Genomic DNA, 18159 nt, shown 5'->3' with positions numbered 1-18159 from the left:
AATGGCGTTTAGAATCTTTGTTTTTTTATTTATATTTATGGAATCTGGTTTTGCTTTGGATTCTAAGGAAAATGCGAGTGAAACGAAAAATTATATCACTGATTATGTCTCTCAAGCGATATGCGAGCAAAAGGGCTTAAAGGCGGAGATTTGCTACTTTATCGGGGTGAATTATGATATGTTTATCGCGTATAATCTTGTGGCAAGGGCGATTGATATGGATTATAACATACCAGCGGATAGCCCTGATATTGCGAGGAATATTTATAAGGAGATTTGTTATACCCTTGAGCGGCTTAGTGATGCGGATTTGGCGGTGATTAATGGGCTAAATTTGTATTCGCATTATCTTTATAGTAGTGGAGAATTTTTATTTTTTGATAGCGATATTAGGGCGATGCTTAAAAATGATTGCGAAGCGTTAAAAAAAATGGAGCAAGAAAAGGCGAAAAATCCTAAAAGAGATTCTAATAATAAGCAGTCTATGAGTGCAGATTCTAGGGCGTTTGCGTTATGGCTAGATTCTAAAGATTCTATAGAATCTAATTTTAAAAATGTGGATTTTATAGAATCTAAAAGGCTAGATTCTGTGGATTCTATAAATAGTGTTTCGCTCACAAACAATATGTTAGAAAATATAGAATCTAGATTCTATAAAAATACTGAATCTAATAATTTAGATTCTAAAAAGTTAGTGAAGTTAGAATCTATTATTGCTTTGAGTAGAGAGAAAAATTTTATAGAATCTAAAGGGCTGGATTCTAAAGATTCTATAATTTTCGCTTTTAATGACCTATCGCCCACCCACCACCCTATTTATGGTATAGAATCTAAGATAGATTCTAATCTAATACCCACCCACTATAATAATTTTATAGAATCTAAAGTTACAAATATCATAGCTTTAAGGAGAAAAAATGTTTGAATTAATAGCTTTTTATACATTCGCGTTTTTAAGTTTATGCGCCTTTTTGGTCGTTGTAATGTCAAATAACATTCTTTACGCACTAAGCGCGCTCGCCTTTGGTATGATACTTATTTCTAGCTTTTTTTTCTTGCTTTCAGCGGACTTTTTAGGCGTGGTGCAGATTATAGTGTATACCGGCGCGGTCGTGGTTATGTATGCGTTTGGAATGATGTTTTTTGATATTAATAAGGAGATAAAAGAGAAGTTTCACAATCAGTTTTTGGTGTGGTGTATTTGCGGTGCGTTGGCACTTTGCTTGTTTATCGCGGTGGGTAATCTTGCTGGGTTTAAGGCTGCAAGCAATGCGGATTTAAGCACGAATGCCCTAGCGCACTTGCTTTATAAGGACTACTTGATTGCCTTTGAGGCGGCTGCGGTTATGCTTTTAATGGCAATGATTGCTGGAATTGGCTTAGGGGCGCATAAGGCGGAGTTTCCGCAGGACTATAATGTGGGCGATGATTTGGACTTAGATTCTAAAAAACGTTCAAACTTGCCTTTGGAAACTTTGGATGTTGGCTTGTGTGGCGCTGGTATTTCGCAGACAAGTTTCACTGAGACGCGTTTTAGCGATGGCGCAAAAGTCATTGATATTAAGGAAGCAAAGGTGATAGATTCTAAAGGTATCACTGAATCTATTGTGGAGACGATAAGTGAAATGGAAACTAAAAAGGAGCAATAAATGGTAACGTTAAGTCATTATCTTGTTTTTAGTGCGATTATGTTTTGTATCGGCTTGTATGGAATCTTGCGGCGAAAAAATATTTTGCTTTTGCTTTTTTCGACTGAGATTATGCTAAATGCGATAAATGTGGCGTTTGTGGCTATCGGTTATTATCGTGGGGATTTAAGTGGGCAAATTATTGCGTTATTTGTGATTGCATTAGCAGCAGCCGAAGTTGCTATCGGTCTTGGACTTGTGATTTTACTGCATAAGAAATATAAAACGCTAGATTTAGATTCACTAAATAATATGAAGGGGTAGGTTATGAGTTTTATAATAGAAAAGTTAGTAAATATGGAATCTAGATTCTATAAAAATATTGAATCTAATAATTTAAATTCTAAAAAATTAGAAATTATAGAATCTTATTTGATGCAAAATTCGCACCTGCAAAATTTGTGTCATGTTCCCACTCTGCCACCCTTTTGTAAGATTAAAACAAATCTTTCAACTGCGAATTTTGCCAACAACGTCGATGAAAATATAGAATCTAGATTCTATAAAAGTATTGAATCTACCAACTTAGATTCTAAAAAAGTTATGGAATCTAAAACTATAAAAAGTGTGGATTGCCACGAAAATTCTTGCGAATTTTCTCGCAATGACAGCAAAGATTCCATAAAAAACATAGAATCTAAAAAAGAGAAATTAGATTCTAAAAACAAACGAATAAAAACGTCAAGCGATAGCTTGACATTAAATAGAGACGTGCGAAGCACGAACCTTGTGAGCCCGCCTGTCGCGCAGTGCGAAAAAAGCGAAAAAGCGAATGCAGAAGTGCATTCGCCGCTTTTTTTGCAAAGCGACAGATTAGCGGGGCTCGCCCCCTTTAAGAAAAAAAAGCGGCTGCTTTTTTTTGCAAAGGGGGCGCGGGGTGGGGGATTTGCACTTTTTTGCGCAATGTGTAAAAATGAAACAAACAACGTTTTGTTGAAAAATAGAGAATTTGGAAAAATAGAATCTGAAAATGATTTGTTAAAAAATAGCAACTTTAGAAAACTAGATTCTATAGAATCTAAAAACGCAAAAGATTCTAAACAAGATTTTAAAATTATGGAATCTAAAAAAATAGATTCTATAAACCTATCGCCCACCCACCACCCTATTAAAATAAATATGAAAGGCTAAGTTATGGATTTGCTAATTTTATATAAAGAAAAGTTACTACTTGCAACGATTTTTCTGCCTTTGATTTCTGCCCTACTTGCTGGGTTTAAGGCGACTAGCAAACGCTCAATTGCTTTAGGCTATATTTGTAGCATTTTAATTAGCCTTAGCCTTGTGTGTGCTATCGCCCTAACGCTTATTTTAATCTGCAGTGATGTGGGTAGCTTTCATGTTATTTTGTGGGATTTTATTAACACTGGGCAGTTTCAGGTTTCGCTATCTTTTATGTTTGATAGGATTAATGCCGTAATGATTGTTGTTGTGACTTTGGTTTCAGCTATGGTGCATTTTTACTCTATCGGTTATATGGCTCATGACAAAAGCTTTAATCGCTTTTTTGCATATCTTGGTGGCTTTGTGTTTTCGATGTTATTGCTCGTTGGCGGCGATAATTTGCTCGTGCTATTTATCGGCTGGGAGGGCGTTGGGACTTGCTCTTATCTTTTGATAGGATTTTGGTATGATAGAAAGTCCGCAAATGCCGCTAGTATCGAAGCGTTTGTAATGAATAGGATTGCCGATTTAGGAATGCTACTTGGAATCTTTTTAGTATATTACTCACTTGGCTCGCTAAATTATAGCGATATATTTACGGCGTTAGCGACTAATCCACCTAGTGAAAACATTATAAACTGGATAGCGATTTTACTATTTATCGGTGCGATGGGAAAATCGGCTCAATTTCCGCTCCATACTTGGTTAGCAAATGCGATGGAAGGACCTACGCCTGTATCAGCTTTAATTCACGCCGCGACAATGGTTACTGCTGGAGTGTATTTAGTCATTCGCCTTGCTCCTATTTATGAGTTAGCTCCGCACGTAGCCTACTTTGTAGCGGCTCTGGGTGCATTTGTGGCAATTTTTGCAAGTCTTATGGCGATTGTAAATAAGGATTTAAAACGCATTATCGCCTACTCGACCTTAAGCCAACTAGGATATATGTTTGTCGCAGCAGGGCTTGGCGCTTACTGGATAGCATTATTCCACCTTTTTACACACGCATTTTTTAAATCGCTATTATTTTTAAGTGCTGGAAATGTAATGCACGCAATGAATGATAAGCTTGATATTACCAAAATGGGCGCGTTAAAAAAGCCTTTGAAAATCACTATGATATTTATGGCGATAGGCTCACTCGCCCTTTGTGGAATACCGCCCCTTGCAGGATATTACTCAAAAGATAAGATACTAGAAGTAGCATTTGCACAGCATGAATTTGTGATTTACGCTGTATTACTTTTTGGAGCGGCTTGTACTGCCTTTTATAGCTTTAGATTATTTTTCTTAGTATTTTTCGCGCCAAAGGCTTATGAAGATTCTATCCATCCACATGAAGCAAGTCGCGTTATGATATACGCAATGACGCCCTTAGCCATTTTAGCCGTGATTGCTGGTATGTTTCACTCAAGTTTTGAATCTTTCCTAAACGCCGTGCTAGTGCCGATAAATATCCATATTGATAATATTTACGCACTTATTGCTATTACACTTTTATTAGTTCTAATATCTATAGCTTTAGCGTGGAAAATGTATGCTGGTGGCTTTAGAGATTCTAAAAATCATAACTTTTTATATAAGATTCTTATAAATGAATACTACATTCCTAAACTTTATAGAATCTTGTTTGTAAAGCCATACGCATATTTAAGCGAGTTTTTATATCATTTTATTGATATGGGCTTTATTGATAAGATTGTAGATTCTATAGCGCGACTTTTCCTTGTCTTAAGCTATTGCTTAAAACCATTGCAAAATGGGAATCTAAGCTCGATGCTACGCCTTATGAGCTTTGGGCTAGTCGCACTTTTAGTGATTACTTTGGTGTATTTTATTGCGATATAGGAGTTAGGTATGGAATATATTTTGACATTGATTATTGCGACTCCTTTGGTAGCCACGCTTTTTATTTTTTTATTTGATGATGGTGGGGCGAAGCGATTTGGTAGAATCATTAGTCTTATTGAGCTTTTAATGGTGCTATTTTTGTGGTGCAATTATGATTCTAATGTGGTAGATGTGCAGTTTTATCACAAGTTTTTTATTATGGAATCTTTGGGGATAAACTACTCTGTGTATGTGGATGGAATCTCGCTATTTTTGGTGATACTAACCGCATTTATCATTTTTATAGCTTGTGTATTCTTAAAACGAAGCGATGATGCAAAGCCTTTTGTAGCCTGTCTTTTATCGCTTGAAGGCATTTTAATGGGGCTATTTTTAAGCTCAAATGCAATACTTTTTTATGTATTTTGGGAACTCGCTTTAATCCCTGTATTATACATGGTAGGCGTTTGGGGAAGCGGTAATAGAATCTATATAGGGCTTAAATTTTTCGTTTATACATTCGCAAGCTCGCTACTTATGCTAATGGCAATACTTTATATGGGCTATTTGTGCTACACGCAAATAGGCATTTTTAGCTTTGATTTTTTCATCTGGCGAAGTAGCGAAGTAATCATTCCATTTGAAACGCAGCTTTGGCTATTTTTAGGCTTTTTTATTAGCATAATGGTTAAGATTCCCATCGTCCCATTGCACACGTGGCTACCACATATTTATACCGAAGCTCCAACGCTTGGTAGCGTTATGCTATCCGCTCTTTTAAGCAAAATGGGAACGTTTGCCCTATTGCGTTTCGTGCTACCGATTTTCCCTGATGCGTGTGTGTATTATATGCCTGTCGTAAGCGTCCTAGCCGTGATTATGGTCGTTTATGCTGGAATTATCGCCTTTAAGCAAAAGGATATAAAACGCGTAATTGCATATAGCTCCATTTCACACATGGGAATTGTCCTACTTGGAATCTTTAGCTTTAATGCCGATGGAATCTCTGGCGCAATCTTTATGATGGTAGCTCACGGTATCACAAGTGCTGGACTTTTCATACTAGCTGGTATGCTATATTATCGCACAAATACTCGTCATATAGCCGATTTTGGCTCAGTAGCTCATGTTATGCCACATTACGCATTTTTCTTTGCTTTGGTGATGTTATCAAATGTTGGGCTGCCTTTGACTATCGGCTTTGTGGGTGAGTTTTTATCACTTTATGGCTTTTTTGCTACTTCGCCTGTATTGACGGCGTTGGCTGGGACTACCTTGATTATCTCGGCAAGTTATATGCTTTATCTTTTTAAAAATATTTTTTATAATAAAGAAAGCTATATAAATAGTAAAGATAGCAAGATTCTAAGCAGTCTTAAAGATTTAAATTTTAGGGAATATCTTAGCATTACGCCCATTGCAGCGGCTATTGTGGCGTTTGGAATCTATCCTAATGCGATTTTAAATTATACGCAAGTTAGCGCGCAACAACTTGTTTCATCAATGTTAGCCTTAAGTGTAGAATCAAGTAGCAAAACACACTTATTGAAAGTCAATGGCGGTCTTATTGCGCCTTTAAATGTGGAGCAGTTTATAGGGCGAGATTCTATTGAGTTTAATGGAGAAGAGATTCCATTAAATGATGCGGAAAAAGAGTTGTTAAAACAAGAGTTAATGAAAGAATTAAAGGCTTTGGAATCTAAAGATTCTAATAATTTACAGAATCTAGATTCTAACATTTTAGATTCTAACGATGATTATGATATTTTTCAATTTAAAGAGTGGGATTTTTATGATGATTTCTACGACACACAAAGTAAATTAGATTTTATGGAATCTAAAAACGTCATTGCGAGTGTAGCGAAGCAATCCATAACTGAAGAGTTTAAAAACAAAGATTCTATAAAGTTAGCAAATATAGAATCTAGATTCTATCACAACACTGAATATACTAACTTAGATTCTATAAATTCGCGGAGCGAAAAATCTCAAAACGCTATGAAAACACAGAATCTAAATTTGGAAAATAACCAAACGAAAACAAATACGCGGAGCGTTGTCGGGGGGTTTGGGGGCAAAGATTCTATGGCTTGGGGGGGTAAGGGGGAGACGAGCTTGCAAATTCAAGCCACCCTTGTCCCCCCTTGCGAACGTGTGGAGTGCAAAGATTCTAAAATAAAAGAAAACAACATAGAATCTAGCGATTTTGTCAATTCGCGAAGCGAAACAAAAAACGTGGATAACAAAGTAGATTCTAAAAATTTTATGAAATTAGTGAATATAGAATCTAGATTCTATAAAAACAAAGATTCTATATTCCTATCGCCCACCAACCACCCTATTTTTATAGAAAAAGGAGCTAAATATGCAATCTAGTGAATTTGACTTTTTTCAATATTTTTATATTTACGCGCCTTCTATGATTTTGGTTTTGGGTGCGATTGTCGTGCTACTTTCAAACGCATTCGCGCGGCATTTCTCGCGTAGCAATAGCATTGCGTTATGTAGCATTTTTATCGCATTTGCCCTGCTTTTTACCTTTAGTCTAGCACACTCAACTAGCATTCCACGCATTATTTACATAGGCGAGATTCTAATATTGCTTAGCGGACTTTGCTTTATTTTCCTTAGTTTTTCGCGTTATCGTTTCGTAGGATTGCAAACGCAGGAATTTTATCCGCTTTATCTTTTTTCACTCTCTGGCTTTTTAATTATGATTTGCGCGGATAATTTTATTGTTATGCTGCTTGGCTTAGAAATCGGCTCTTTGCCGCTTTGCGCGTTAATGGCATTTTCAAGACGCCTTTTTGGCATTGAGGCTGGGATAAAGTATTTTGTCTCAAGCGCGCTTGCTAGTATGTTTTTGCTTGTTGGGATTATGCTTTTGTATTTGTATAGTGGGAGTTTTGATTTGGATTTTCCTATGCAGGTGTTTGCGTATAGTTCTCATTTTGATAGCATTAGTGCGAATATCATTGCGATGAGCGGGGCGATGTTTATCCTTGCTGGTGTTGGTTTTAAGGTTTCTTTGGTCCCGTGGCACAGCTGGATGCCTGATATTTATGAGGGTAGCTCTCCTATGCTTGCAGGTTTTATCTCTGTCGTGCCAAAAATTGCTGGATTTATCGTATTTTATGCGATTTTTAGCCCGATTTTTAGCGTAGATTCTAACAATTCTTATTTTGATAAGCTTTTTAAGATTTTGCTAATGATTAGTATCACACTGCCAAATATCGCCGCGTTGTTGCAAAAGGATGTAAAGCGAATGCTTGCATTTAGCTCGATTTCGCACTCTGGCTTTGCGTTGGCTTGTATTTATTTGAATAATTTTGATACGCTAATTATTTACTGGGTGCTATTTTTTATTACAAATCTTGGTGCGTTTGCGCTTTTATGGTGTCTTATGCCGCGTGAGCTAAATAGCCGCTTTGATTATAGCTTTGATAGATTCTATGGCTTGGCTAAGGCTCGTCCTATTGTGGCGTTGGCTCTGGCATTTTTTATGATTGCCTTGGCTGGAATACCGCCATTTTCTATCTTTTGGGGTAAGATTTTTGTTATCACGGCGGCTTTAAGTAGCAATGAAATCGCGTTAGCATTTGTAATGATGTTAAATAGCGCGATAGCCGTGTGCTATTATTTGAAGCTCCCTGTGGCAATGTATTTCAAAACCCCAAAGCCAAACACGCAAGAATATATTGATAATAGCACGATTCTAATCCGCGTCATTATCGTTATTTGCACCTTTTTAGTGCTAACTTCCGCCTTCCTTGTCCCCCACCTTTTTGATATTGTGTAAAAATTTAGTAGAACACGTTTTAATATCAATATAAAAATACTTAAGATTAAATTTAGTATTATTTATATTGACTTTTAGGATTCCCAAAAAACAATGACTTTATTATTTGAAATTTATGGATTAAACAAACCTTTAAAACTATGGTAAAATTGCTTTTAAAACTTTTTAAGTTCTTGTTTAATAAAAATATGTATTTATCTTATTTATAAGACTCATAAAGGATTTAAAATTTTTGCTTATAAAATTAATTTATAGGATTTAGGTTATATTTATTCCATTATTTTGTTTTTGATAAGTAAAATTTAGATTCTAAAATTATGGTAATGTGAGATTATGGAATCTTAAAGCAAAATTTTACATAAAAAAGTTGTGAAATATGGAATCTAAACATGTAAGGATTAGGAAATGGCGAAGAAACGGGCGTTGAATATGGGCTTGGGCGAGCTTTTGGGCGATATTAATGATGTGTATAATCGGGCGTTTGATAGCGTGGATGGTGCTAGTTCTAAACGCGTGGTGAGTTTGGATATAAATCGCATTAAGCCAAATCCTATGCAGCCGCGACTTGAGTTTGATGAAGATGGGCTAAAGGAGTTAGCAGATTCTATAAAAGAGCATGGACTTTTGCAGCCTATAATTGTGTTAAGTATGGAATCTAGGGGGGTTAAAAGGGATTTTGGGGGGGATTCTAAAGAAGATTCTAAAGAAAATTATGGATTAGATTCTGCTAATTCTAGGGAAAATTCTAGGTTAGATTCTAAAGGGGATTTTAAGGGAGATTCTACTAAAGATTCTAAGAAAAAAAGGGGGGATTTTAAAGGATATTTTGAAAGTGATTCTAAAGATTTTGGTGTGGATTTTAAGCAAGATTCTATAGAATCTAATGAGTATATTTTGGTCGCTGGGGAGCGGCGGCTACGCGCTATAAAGTTGCTTGGGGAAAGTCAAATTGAATGTATAATTATTGATGTGGAGACTTACAGGCTGCGTGAGTTGGCGTTAATTGAGAATATTCAGCGGCGTGATTTGAATGCGATTGAGCTTGCGTTATGTTATGAAGCCTTAATTAAAGAGCATAATCTAACGCATGAAAAGCTAGGAGAGCGGCTAAGTAAGTCGCGTGTGGTGATTACAAATACGCTTCGTTTGCTTGAGCTTAGTAAGGAAGCACAAACTTTGGTCGTGCAAGGGAAGCTTTCACAAGGACATGCAAGGGCGTTAGTAGGCTTAAGTGGAAGTGATGAAAAAGTCGCTATTGATAGCATTTTAGGGCAGAATCTAAATGTGCGAGATACTGAAAAAATGGTCTCAAGGATGAAAAATCGCCCTAATTTTAGTGAAGATTCTAAAGTGGATTCTAATATAGAATCTAATGGGCTTAAAAGTGCGCAAAATACGCAAGATTCTAATGATTTTATAGAATCTAAAGGTGTTGATAGCACACAAGATTCTAAAGGAAATATAGAATCTAAGGGCAAAATAGATTCTAAAATGACGCAATCTTTGCAAGTTTTAAGCGAGATTTTGGCAAAAAATGGGGCAAGTGCTACTATTAGTAACAATTGCTTGATACTTAAATTTGATAGTCATTCTACAATAGATAAAATCATTGATAAGTTACAAAAAAGCTAACTTTTTAGGCGTAAAATTAAGATATTAATATATTACATTGTTATATTTTTTGTGTTTATTTTGTTATTTTTATATTCTTTTTTGTAATTTTTATTGCAACAAAAAGATAAATTTGCTACAATACTACTTTATTTAATTTTAACGCGAGTTAAGTTACACGATTTAAACGCAAAAGGACACACATGGAAATCATACCAAATCCCAAGATTATGCTACTTGTCTTTGTTGTTTTTTTAATAACGATGTTTTTGCTAAATAAGTTTGTGTTTGTTCCGCTGATTTCGTATATGGATGAGCGTGAAAAGAAGGTTAGCAAGGATTTGGAGCTTGTAAGTAGCGATGATAGCCAAAGTGAGCAGATTGAAAAAGAGATAAAAGAGATTCTAACAAAGGCAAAAAATGAAGCCTACGCGTTAAAAGAAGCTGAAATTAGCAAGGCAAAGGAAGCCGCCGCTATTAAAATTGAAAAGATTCAAAGTGAAAATAAAGAAAAAATGGATGCGTTTTTAGCAAAATTAGAAGCGAATAAAGAAGCTATGAAAGCCGATATAAAGGCAAGTTTGGGCGATATAGAATCTTTATTAGTTACAAAAATTAAGCAGATTTAGATTCTAAAAAAATTTAAGGAAAAGGAAAAATATGCGTTACATTGTCTTAATTTTGGGCGTTTTTGCTATGTTTAGCGGCATTCTTTTTGGTGCGGAGCATAAGCCGCTAAATATCGCGGAAACTGATATTTTTCAACGTGTGATAAACTTTGTGATTTTTGTGGCGTTAATGTGGTATTTAGTCGCTGATAAGATTAAAGCGACTCTTAAGCATCGCTCACAAACTATAAGCGATAAGCTAAGCCAAACTCAAGCCAAATTGCAAGAATCTCGCCATAAAAAAGAAAAAGCACAGCAAAGATTGAAAGATACGAATAAGCAAGTGGCTGAAACACTAAAAATTGCCAAGCAAGAAGCCGCAATGGCAGCCCAACGAATCGAAGAAAAGACAAAAGAGCAAGTGGCTAGTATGATTAAGGCAAATGAGGAAGCGATGGAGTTTCAAGAGCGTTTGTTTCAAAAGCAGATTGTAAATGAGATTTTAAATGAGAGCTTTAATAGCCCTACGCTTAAGATAGATTCTAAAGATTATGTTAGCATATTAGAGAAAAAGGTGGCGTAAATGCAAGAAAATGTGATAGCGAAAAAGTATGCAAGAGCCTTAGAAAAGCTAGTAGATTCTAATGGTTTAAATGAATGTTATGAATATTTTGATGAGATTAGCAAGGCGTTTTATGTGCCAAAGTTTAGCGCGATTGTGTATTCGCATATAATTTCAAGGGCTAAAAAGTTAGAATTATTGAAATCTTTTACCACCAAAAAGCTAAATAAAAATGGTGAGAGATTGCTAGAAATTTTGGTGCAAAATGATAGAATCTCGCTTTTACCATTTTTGAGTTTAGAGCTAAAAAGGCTAATAGATTCTAAGAAAAATGAGTATTCCGCCACGCTTTATTTTAAGGAAAATATTAGTGAAGATTCTATCAAAACGATAGGAAATAAGCTTGGTAAAAAGCTTAATACGACTTTAAAAATCACGCAAAAAATTGATACTTCACTTGATGGCATACGACTTGAAGTGCCAGATTTAGGGTATGAAGTGATATTTTTACGAGATAAGTTTTTGCATGAGTTGCAAGATTCTATCTTAAAAGCAATTTAATCTAAAAGAAAGGAAACGCAAATGGTTACAGCAAAGTTAAAGCCAGAAGAGATTAGCTCGATTATTAAGGAGAAAATTGAGAGTTTCGATTTGCAAATCGATATTTCTCAAGTAGGGAAAGTAACTAGCTACGCAGATGGCGTGGCTAAAGTGTATGGGCTAAATGATGTTATGTCTTATGAAATGGTCGAGTTTGATACAGGTGAGAAGGGCTTGGCATTGAATCTTGAGGAGGGCAGTGTCGGTATCGTTGTGCTTGGTAATGGCAAGGGCATTAAGGAAGGCACTACCGTTAAGCGTTTGAATCGCCTTATGAAAATCCCTGTGGGTAATGGCGTTATCGGGCGCGTTATTAATACCGTTGGAGAGCCACTTGATGGAAAGGGTGCTATTGAAGCAGCGGAGTTTAGATTTATCGAGCAAAAAGCCCCTGGGATAATGCAGCGAAAAAGTGTGCATGAGCCATTGCAAACAGGTTTAAAGGCAATTGATGCGCTTGTGCCTATCGGTCGCGGACAAAGAGAGCTAATTATCGGCGATAGACAAACAGGAAAGACCACCGTTGCAATAGATTCTATAATCAATCAAAAAGGACAAGGCGTATTTTGTATCTATGTAGCCATCGGTCAAAAAGAATCTACTGTGGCTCAAGTCGTGCGAAAGCTAGAAGAGCATGGCGCTATGGAATACACCGTTGTGGTAAATGCGTCCGCTTCAGCATCTGCGGCTATGCAATATCTAGCACCATACTCAGGCGTTACAATCGGTGAGTATTTTAGAGATAATGGTAAGCACGCACTAATCATTTATGATGACTTGACAAAACACGCTGTGGCTTATCGTGAGATGAGCTTGATTTTACGCCGACCGCCCGGACGTGAAGCATTCCCTGGGGATGTTTTCTATATACACTCTCGTTTGCTTGAAAGGGCTGCTAAGCTTAGTGATGAGCTAGGGGCTGGGTCACTTACCGCGTTACCTATTATTGAAACACAGGCTGGGGATGTTTCTGCGTATATTCCTACGAATGTTATTTCGATTACTGATGGGCAGATTTTCCTTGAGACTGACTTATTTTATTCTGGTATTCGCCCGGCAATTAATGTTGGCTTGTCAGTTTCTCGTGTTGGTGGTGCTGCTCAAATTAAAGCCACGAAGCAAGTAGCAGGGACTTTGCGACTTGACTTAGCGCAATTTAGGGAGCTTCAGGCTTTTGCGCAATTTGCAAGTGATTTGGATGAAACAAGTAGAAAGCAGCTAGAGCGTGGGCAAAAAATGGTTGAGGTATTAAAACAGCGACCATATAGTCCGCTAGCTATTGAAAAGCAAGTAACGATAATTTATGCTGGTGCTAAAGGATTCTTAGATGATATTCCAGCTAGTAAAGTAGTGGAATTTGAGAATGGCTTGTATCCATTTATCGAGGCGAAATATCCTAAACTTTTTGAAGATATTAGGACTAAAAAGGCTTTGGATAAAGAGATTGAGGCGACTTTGAATAAGGCGCTTAGTGAGTATCAGGCGAGTTTTGCAGTTTAGTTGCATATAAGGTTTTTTTATGGCAAATGGATTGAAAGAGATTAGGAAAAAGATTTCTAGTGTGAATAACACTAAGAAAACAACGAGAGCTATGAAGCTAGTATCCACTTCTAAGCTTAAAAAAGCAGAGGAAATGGCTAGGCGTGCGCGAGCTTTTGCGGATAAGCTAAATGAAGTCTTTTATGATATGATGCAGCGAATTAAGCACAGCGGGCTAAATAACCTTGATAGCAAGTATTTTCACGACACAGATTCTCATGATGTAAAAATCGTGGATATTGTGTTTGTTACGGCGGATAAGGGCTTGTGCGGCGGCTTTAATAGCATTACGATGAAAGAGGTTTTGCGACTTAGGAATGAGTATCAACAAAAGGGCATTACGGCGCGTTTTCGCTGCGTTGGCAAAAAGGGAAATGCGTTTTTTGCGTTTAATAATATTAAACTTGAAGATAGCATTACGGACTTAAGTTCTGTGCCAAATTATGAGCGTAGTAGCGATTTTATCGGCGCAGCTGTAAATGACTTTTTGGAAGGCAAGACGCACGAAGTAATCATTATTCACAATGGTTTTAAGAATCTAATTTCGCAGGAGCTAAAAAGCGTTAAGATTCTACCACTTGTCCCAGATTTAAGCAATGTGAAAGATGATAATGTCGCTGATGTGTTAAATATTTCGCCTGAAGATGAGGAAACTACGATTTTGGATGAGTTGGCAAAAAAATATGTTGAGTATAATATGTATTATGCCCTTGTGGATTCTTTGGCAGCCGAGCATAGTGCAAGAATGCAGGCTATGGACGCCGCTACAAATAACGCCACAGAGCTAGTGCGTAGCCTTACTATTTCGTATAACAAGGCGCGGCAAGAAGCCATCACAACCGAGCTAGTCGAAATCAATGCTGGCGTGGAAGCCATGAAGTAACAAATTAGATTCTAAGAAAAGGAGATAAAAGTATGAGTAAAATAGGTAAAATCACGCAGGTTATGGGACCTGTCGTAGATGTTGAGTTTGATGGATATTTGCCTGATATTAATGAAGCCCTTGATGTGCATTACACTTTTGAGAGCGAGAAAAAGCACTTGGTTTTGGAAGTCGCCGCGCATTTGGGCGATAATGTAGTGCGAACCATTGCTATGGATATGACTGAGGGCTTAACGCGTGGGCAAGAAGTTAGTGCGCGTGGCGTTATGATTGAGGTGCCTGTTGGCGAAGCGGTCTTGGGTAGAATCTTTAATGTTATCGGCGAGGTGGTCGATGATGGTGAGCCTGTAAATGCGAGTCTAAAATGGCCTATCCACAGAGAAGCCCCAAGCTTTGATAATCAAAGCACGAAAACTGAGATGTTTGAGACAGGCATTAAGGTCGTTGATTTACTTGCACCGTATTCTAAAGGTGGTAAGGTTGGACTATTTGGTGGTGCTGGCGTTGGTAAGACCGTTGTTATTATGGAGCTTATTCACAATGTGGCGTATAAACATAGCGGATACTCCGTATTTGCCGGCGTTGGTGAAAGGACAAGGGAAGGGAATGACCTTTACCACGAGATGAAAGAAAGTGGCGTTTTGGATAAAGTTGCCTTGTGTTATGGGCAGATGAATGAACCACCGGGTGCTAGAAATAGGATTGCTTTCACGGGGCTAACAATGGCTGAATATTTCCGTGACGAAAAGGGCTTAGATGTGCTAATGTTTATTGATAATATTTTCCGCTATGCGCAATCTGGTGCGGAAATGTCGGCACTTTTAGGTAGGATTCCATCGGCAGTTGGTTATCAGCCAACACTTGCTAGTGAAATGGGCAAATTGCAAGAGCGTATCACATCGACTAAGAAAGGCTCAATTACTTCGGTTCAAGCGGTATATGTCCCAGCCGATGACTTAACTGACCCTGCTCCAGCGTCTGTTTTCTCACACCTTGATGCAAAAACCGTTTTGAATAGAAAGATTGCTGAAAAAGGGATTTACCCAGCGGTAGACCCACTAGATTCTACATCTAGAATCTTAGACCCGCAAGTAGTAGGCGAGGAGCATTACAAGGTCGCGACAGGCATTCAGCAAGTGTTGCAAAAATACAAAGATTTGCAAGATATTATCGCACTTTTAGGTATGGATGAATTGAGCGAAGAGGATAAACGTGTCGTGGAGCGTGCTAGAAAAATTGAGAAGTTTTTATCACAGCCATTTTTCGTTGCCGAAGTTTTCACAGGTAGTCCGGGCAAATATGTAAGTTTGCAAGAGACTTTAGAGGGCTTTAAGGGCATTTTGGAAGGCAAATACGACCATATCCCTGAAAACGCCTTTTATATGGTAGGTAACATTCAAGAGGTGATACAAAAAGCAGAGGATATGAAAAATAGCGGAAAATAGTAAGAGATTCGTCTTCCGCATATCCTTTGCAAAAACTTTTACCTTGCTAGTTGCGACAGACGTCTTAAGTCTAGTCTCACGTCGCAAGGTAAAAGGTTTTTGCAAAATATAGTCAAAATACTAGAATCTAGATTCTATCCACTATCTTAAAAAAGGGTAAAACTTTAGGTAAAGCTAAAAGATTAGAATCTAGATTCTATGTTCTTATACAAATGTTTTAGATTAAGCACATTCTGCCCTTTTGAATTATAATTTTACAAAAAGGGTGTGGCAGGGTGGGAATAGATTATAATTCAAAAGGGCAGAATGTGCGTTTGATTAGAATCTAAATTCTATCCATCACATAAAGGGCGGTGGCGAACTTTAGAATAATATATAGAATCTATATTCTATAATTTTGATGTAAGCCACTTGCTACTTTTTTGATTTTACATCTCAAAAAGAGTGGTTTGGTAGGAATAGATTAAAATCAAAAAGGTAGCAAGTGGCGTTTATGGATTAGAATCTAGATTCTATCTATCACAAAGCCCAAAGGTTAAAAGCAATTAGAATCTAGATTCTAAAATAAAGGATAAAAAATGCAAGATTTTCAACTAGACATAGTAACACCTTATGGTGAAATCTTTAATGGCAAGGTTACAAGCGTTTATTTCCCAGGCAAAGACGGCGAGTTTGGCGTATTGTCCGGACATTGCGATATGTTGGCACTTTTGCAAGCAGGCGTAATTGACATTCACGGTGAAAAAACCCACGACTTAGTCGCAATAAACTGGGGACATGTCTCAATTAGTCATAATAAAGTAAGCGTTTTAGCCGATGGCGCAGTGTGCGTGCGAGGCGATGGCAAAGGTCAAGTAGGCAAAGCGCTAGAAGAGGCAAAAGCCCTACTTGAAGCCGCCAGCAGCGACACCGCCATAATCGCCGGCGCCCTCCGCAAAATCGACGAATTATAAATGACCTGTCAATTTCATAAATGTTTTTTATATAATTTCTGTAAATAAGGCTAAATATCTCAATGATTCCTAAAGCTTCCAAACGCGCCCCGCAGAGTAAAGATGAATTAAAAGCCTTAGTTAGTAATGAAAACATAAATCTAGGCGAGATTGATATTAGTAAAATCACGGATTTAAGCAACCTTTTTGCAGATTCTAAGAGAGTGGATTTTAGCGGTATAGAATCTTGGGATACAAAAAATGTAACCGATATGCAAAGGATGTTTGAAAATTGCCACACTTTTAATGAAAATTTAGAATCTTGGGATGTTAGCCGCGTGACGCAAATGCAGTATATGTTTCAAAATGCAGTGCGTTTTAACCACGATTTAGGCGCGTGGAATGTCGCAAATGTGCGGCATATTAGCGAGATGTTTAGTGGCGCAAGTAGTTTCAAACAGAATCTAAATGCGTGGAAATTTAATAATCTTTTGAGCGCGAATGATGTCTTTAAAAATAGCCCTATGCAGAGTGCGAAAAGCACCCTTGCAAAGTGGTATAAAAAGGCAGCAAAAATTGATGGGAAATACCGCCCCATGCAGACTTGGCAACTGCGAATGCTAATAAAAAATCCCCATGCAAATCTAGCCGAAATTAATACGAGTGAAATCACAGATATGAGCCATCTTTTTTACTATGATAAAAAGCGGCGAAACTACGCTGGGCTAGAGACTTGGGATGTATCGCGGGTCGAAAATATGAGCGGTATGTTTGCGTATAGCGCGATGAATGTGGATATTAGCAGCTGGGATGTTAGCCGCGTTAGGGATATGAATATGATGTTTATGCACACGTTTTTTAATCGCCCTTTGAATGCGTGGGATGTGGGCTGTGTGGAGCAAATGCAGTATATGTTTTCGCTAAGTGAGTTTAATAAGCCTTTGGATAGCTGGAATGTGGGACGTGTGAAAAATATGGAGCAGATGTTTTGTGCTGGTGAATTTAAACAAGATGTGTCGATGTGGGATGTGGGGCGCGTGGAAAATATTAGTGGAATGTTTATGCACACGCAAATTGCACTAGATTCTAAGTTATTAAAGGCTTTAGAATCTTGGGGTAAGAAACTCCCAAAAGTCTGCAACATTAAAGACGCCTTTTACTATACAAATCAAATTTTGGGCGACAAAGAGGGTAATGAAAAAATCCTACCAAAGTGGTATTTGGATAGAAGTTAAATTATCAAAGATATTTAATAAATTTTGTATTTTCATTTTAATATAAAAACTTTTTTGATTGTACAATATAGTTTGTAATTTTATAATCTATTTATAACTTTTTAATCACTAATTGTTAATTTCATTTATTTTTAATTCTAAAAATTTATAGTTTTTTTAAAATATTTGTAAAAAATTTGTGAATTTTTGTGGAATTTAAGGATAGATTCAGTTTAGATTCTATATAATCACATTTCTTTTTTTGATTTATGTCTTTTAAATTG

At 37.1% G+C, this 18159-nt stretch carries 16 protein-coding genes; all 16 read left to right on the top strand.

What is annotated here, in order from left to right; translation table 11 throughout:
- The first annotated feature begins 1 nt into the window (after position 1).
- A complete protein-coding gene (locus LS64_RS06590; RefSeq protein WP_034572390.1) occupies positions 2-925 on the top strand; it encodes a hypothetical protein in 924 nt (307 codons plus the stop codon).
- Entirely contained in the window at positions 918-1649 is a 732-nt protein-coding gene (locus LS64_RS06585) for an NADH-quinone oxidoreductase subunit J (protein ID WP_064773722.1), read from the top strand. The genes LS64_RS06590 and LS64_RS06585 overlap by 8 nt, the downstream gene beginning before the upstream one ends.
- Positions 1650-1952 (top strand): NADH-quinone oxidoreductase subunit NuoK, encoded by a 303-nt coding sequence (gene nuoK / locus LS64_RS06580; RefSeq protein ID WP_034572382.1) that lies wholly within the window; start codon positions 1650-1652, stop codon positions 1950-1952.
- Positions 1953-1955: 3 nt separating this feature from the next.
- The gene (locus LS64_RS06575) at positions 1956-2819 is read left to right on the top strand and encodes a hypothetical protein (protein ID WP_118949133.1); all 864 of its coding nucleotides are present in this window, start codon (positions 1956-1958) and stop codon (positions 2817-2819) included.
- A 3-nt stretch (positions 2820-2822) separates the two neighbouring features.
- A complete protein-coding gene (nuoL, locus tag LS64_RS06570) occupies positions 2823-4700 on the top strand; it encodes an NADH-quinone oxidoreductase subunit L (RefSeq protein WP_052062450.1) in 1878 nt (625 codons plus the stop codon).
- 9 nt (positions 4701-4709) lie between these two features.
- Positions 4710-7058 (top strand): complex I subunit 4 family protein, encoded by a 2349-nt coding sequence (locus LS64_RS06565; protein ID WP_118949132.1) that lies wholly within the window; start codon positions 4710-4712, stop codon positions 7056-7058.
- The gene (locus LS64_RS06560; RefSeq protein ID WP_034572272.1) at positions 7048-8481 is read left to right on the top strand and encodes an NADH-quinone oxidoreductase subunit N; all 1434 of its coding nucleotides are present in this window, start codon (positions 7048-7050) and stop codon (positions 8479-8481) included. The genes LS64_RS06565 and LS64_RS06560 overlap by 11 nt, the downstream gene beginning before the upstream one ends.
- 405 nt (positions 8482-8886) lie before the next feature.
- Positions 8887-10113, top strand: coding sequence for a ParB/RepB/Spo0J family partition protein (locus LS64_RS06550; protein WP_052062520.1), 1227 nt, complete (start codon positions 8887-8889; stop codon positions 10111-10113).
- 182 nt (positions 10114-10295) lie between these two features.
- Positions 10296-10721, top strand: coding sequence for a F0F1 ATP synthase subunit B family protein (locus LS64_RS06545; RefSeq protein ID WP_034572275.1), 426 nt, complete (start codon positions 10296-10298; stop codon positions 10719-10721).
- 31 nt (positions 10722-10752) lie between these two features.
- Positions 10753-11283: a F0F1 ATP synthase subunit B family protein gene (locus LS64_RS06540; protein ID WP_034572276.1), complete on the top strand. Its 531-nt coding sequence runs from the start codon at positions 10753-10755 to the stop codon at positions 11281-11283.
- A complete protein-coding gene (locus LS64_RS06535; protein WP_034572278.1) occupies positions 11284-11823 on the top strand; it encodes a F0F1 ATP synthase subunit delta in 540 nt (179 codons plus the stop codon).
- A gap of 21 nt (positions 11824-11844) precedes the next feature.
- Positions 11845-13362, top strand: a complete 1518-nt coding sequence (atpA, locus tag LS64_RS06530; protein WP_034572280.1) for a F0F1 ATP synthase subunit alpha — start codon at positions 11845-11847, stop codon at positions 13360-13362.
- A gap of 19 nt (positions 13363-13381) precedes the next feature.
- Positions 13382-14284, top strand: a complete 903-nt coding sequence (atpG, locus tag LS64_RS06525; protein ID WP_034572282.1) for an ATP synthase F1 subunit gamma — start codon at positions 13382-13384, stop codon at positions 14282-14284.
- A gap of 32 nt (positions 14285-14316) precedes the next feature.
- Positions 14317-15729 (top strand): F0F1 ATP synthase subunit beta, encoded by a 1413-nt coding sequence (atpD, locus tag LS64_RS06520; RefSeq protein WP_034572284.1) that lies wholly within the window; start codon positions 14317-14319, stop codon positions 15727-15729.
- Between the two features lie 578 nt (positions 15730-16307).
- A complete protein-coding gene (gene atpC / locus LS64_RS06515) occupies positions 16308-16682 on the top strand; it encodes an ATP synthase F1 subunit epsilon (RefSeq protein WP_034572286.1) in 375 nt (124 codons plus the stop codon).
- Between the two features lie 62 nt (positions 16683-16744).
- Positions 16745-17896 (top strand): BspA family leucine-rich repeat surface protein, encoded by a 1152-nt coding sequence (locus LS64_RS06510; protein ID WP_034572289.1) that lies wholly within the window; start codon positions 16745-16747, stop codon positions 17894-17896.
- Positions 17897-18159: the final 263 nt, after the last annotated feature.

The sequence above is a fragment of the Helicobacter saguini genome, from assembly GCF_000762875.2.
GTDB lineage: Bacteria > Campylobacterota > Campylobacteria > Campylobacterales > Helicobacteraceae > Helicobacter_A > Helicobacter_A saguini.
The sequence above is the reverse complement of the archived record's forward strand: the minus strand, read 5'-3'. Positions and strand labels throughout refer to the sequence as shown.

Excerpts from the sequence above, each read along its gene's own strand:
- LS64_RS06590 (WP_034572390.1), top strand. The coding sequence starts at position 2 with ATGGCGTTTAGAATCTTTGTTTTTTTATTTATATTTATGGAATCTGGT.
- LS64_RS06585 (WP_064773722.1), top strand. The coding sequence starts at position 918 with ATGTTTGAATTAATAGCTTTTTATACATTCGCGTTTTTAAGTTTATGC.
- nuoK (WP_034572382.1), top strand. The coding sequence starts at position 1,650 with ATGGTAACGTTAAGTCATTATCTTGTTTTTAGTGCGATTATGTTTTGT.
- LS64_RS06575 (WP_118949133.1), top strand. The coding sequence starts at position 1,956 with ATGAGTTTTATAATAGAAAAGTTAGTAAATATGGAATCTAGATTCTAT.
- nuoL (WP_052062450.1), top strand. The coding sequence starts at position 2,823 with ATGGATTTGCTAATTTTATATAAAGAAAAGTTACTACTTGCAACGATT.
- LS64_RS06565 (WP_118949132.1), top strand. The coding sequence starts at position 4,710 with ATGGAATATATTTTGACATTGATTATTGCGACTCCTTTGGTAGCCACG.
- LS64_RS06560 (WP_034572272.1), top strand. The coding sequence starts at position 7,048 with ATGCAATCTAGTGAATTTGACTTTTTTCAATATTTTTATATTTACGCG.
- LS64_RS06550 (WP_052062520.1), top strand. The coding sequence starts at position 8,887 with ATGGCGAAGAAACGGGCGTTGAATATGGGCTTGGGCGAGCTTTTGGGC.
- LS64_RS06545 (WP_034572275.1), top strand. The coding sequence starts at position 10,296 with ATGGAAATCATACCAAATCCCAAGATTATGCTACTTGTCTTTGTTGTT.
- LS64_RS06540 (WP_034572276.1), top strand. The coding sequence starts at position 10,753 with ATGCGTTACATTGTCTTAATTTTGGGCGTTTTTGCTATGTTTAGCGGC.
- LS64_RS06535 (WP_034572278.1), top strand. The coding sequence starts at position 11,284 with ATGCAAGAAAATGTGATAGCGAAAAAGTATGCAAGAGCCTTAGAAAAG.
- atpA (WP_034572280.1), top strand. The coding sequence starts at position 11,845 with ATGGTTACAGCAAAGTTAAAGCCAGAAGAGATTAGCTCGATTATTAAG.
- atpG (WP_034572282.1), top strand. The coding sequence starts at position 13,382 with ATGGCAAATGGATTGAAAGAGATTAGGAAAAAGATTTCTAGTGTGAAT.
- atpD (WP_034572284.1), top strand. The coding sequence starts at position 14,317 with ATGAGTAAAATAGGTAAAATCACGCAGGTTATGGGACCTGTCGTAGAT.
- atpC (WP_034572286.1), top strand. The coding sequence starts at position 16,308 with ATGCAAGATTTTCAACTAGACATAGTAACACCTTATGGTGAAATCTTT.
- LS64_RS06510 (WP_034572289.1), top strand. The coding sequence starts at position 16,745 with ATGATTCCTAAAGCTTCCAAACGCGCCCCGCAGAGTAAAGATGAATTA.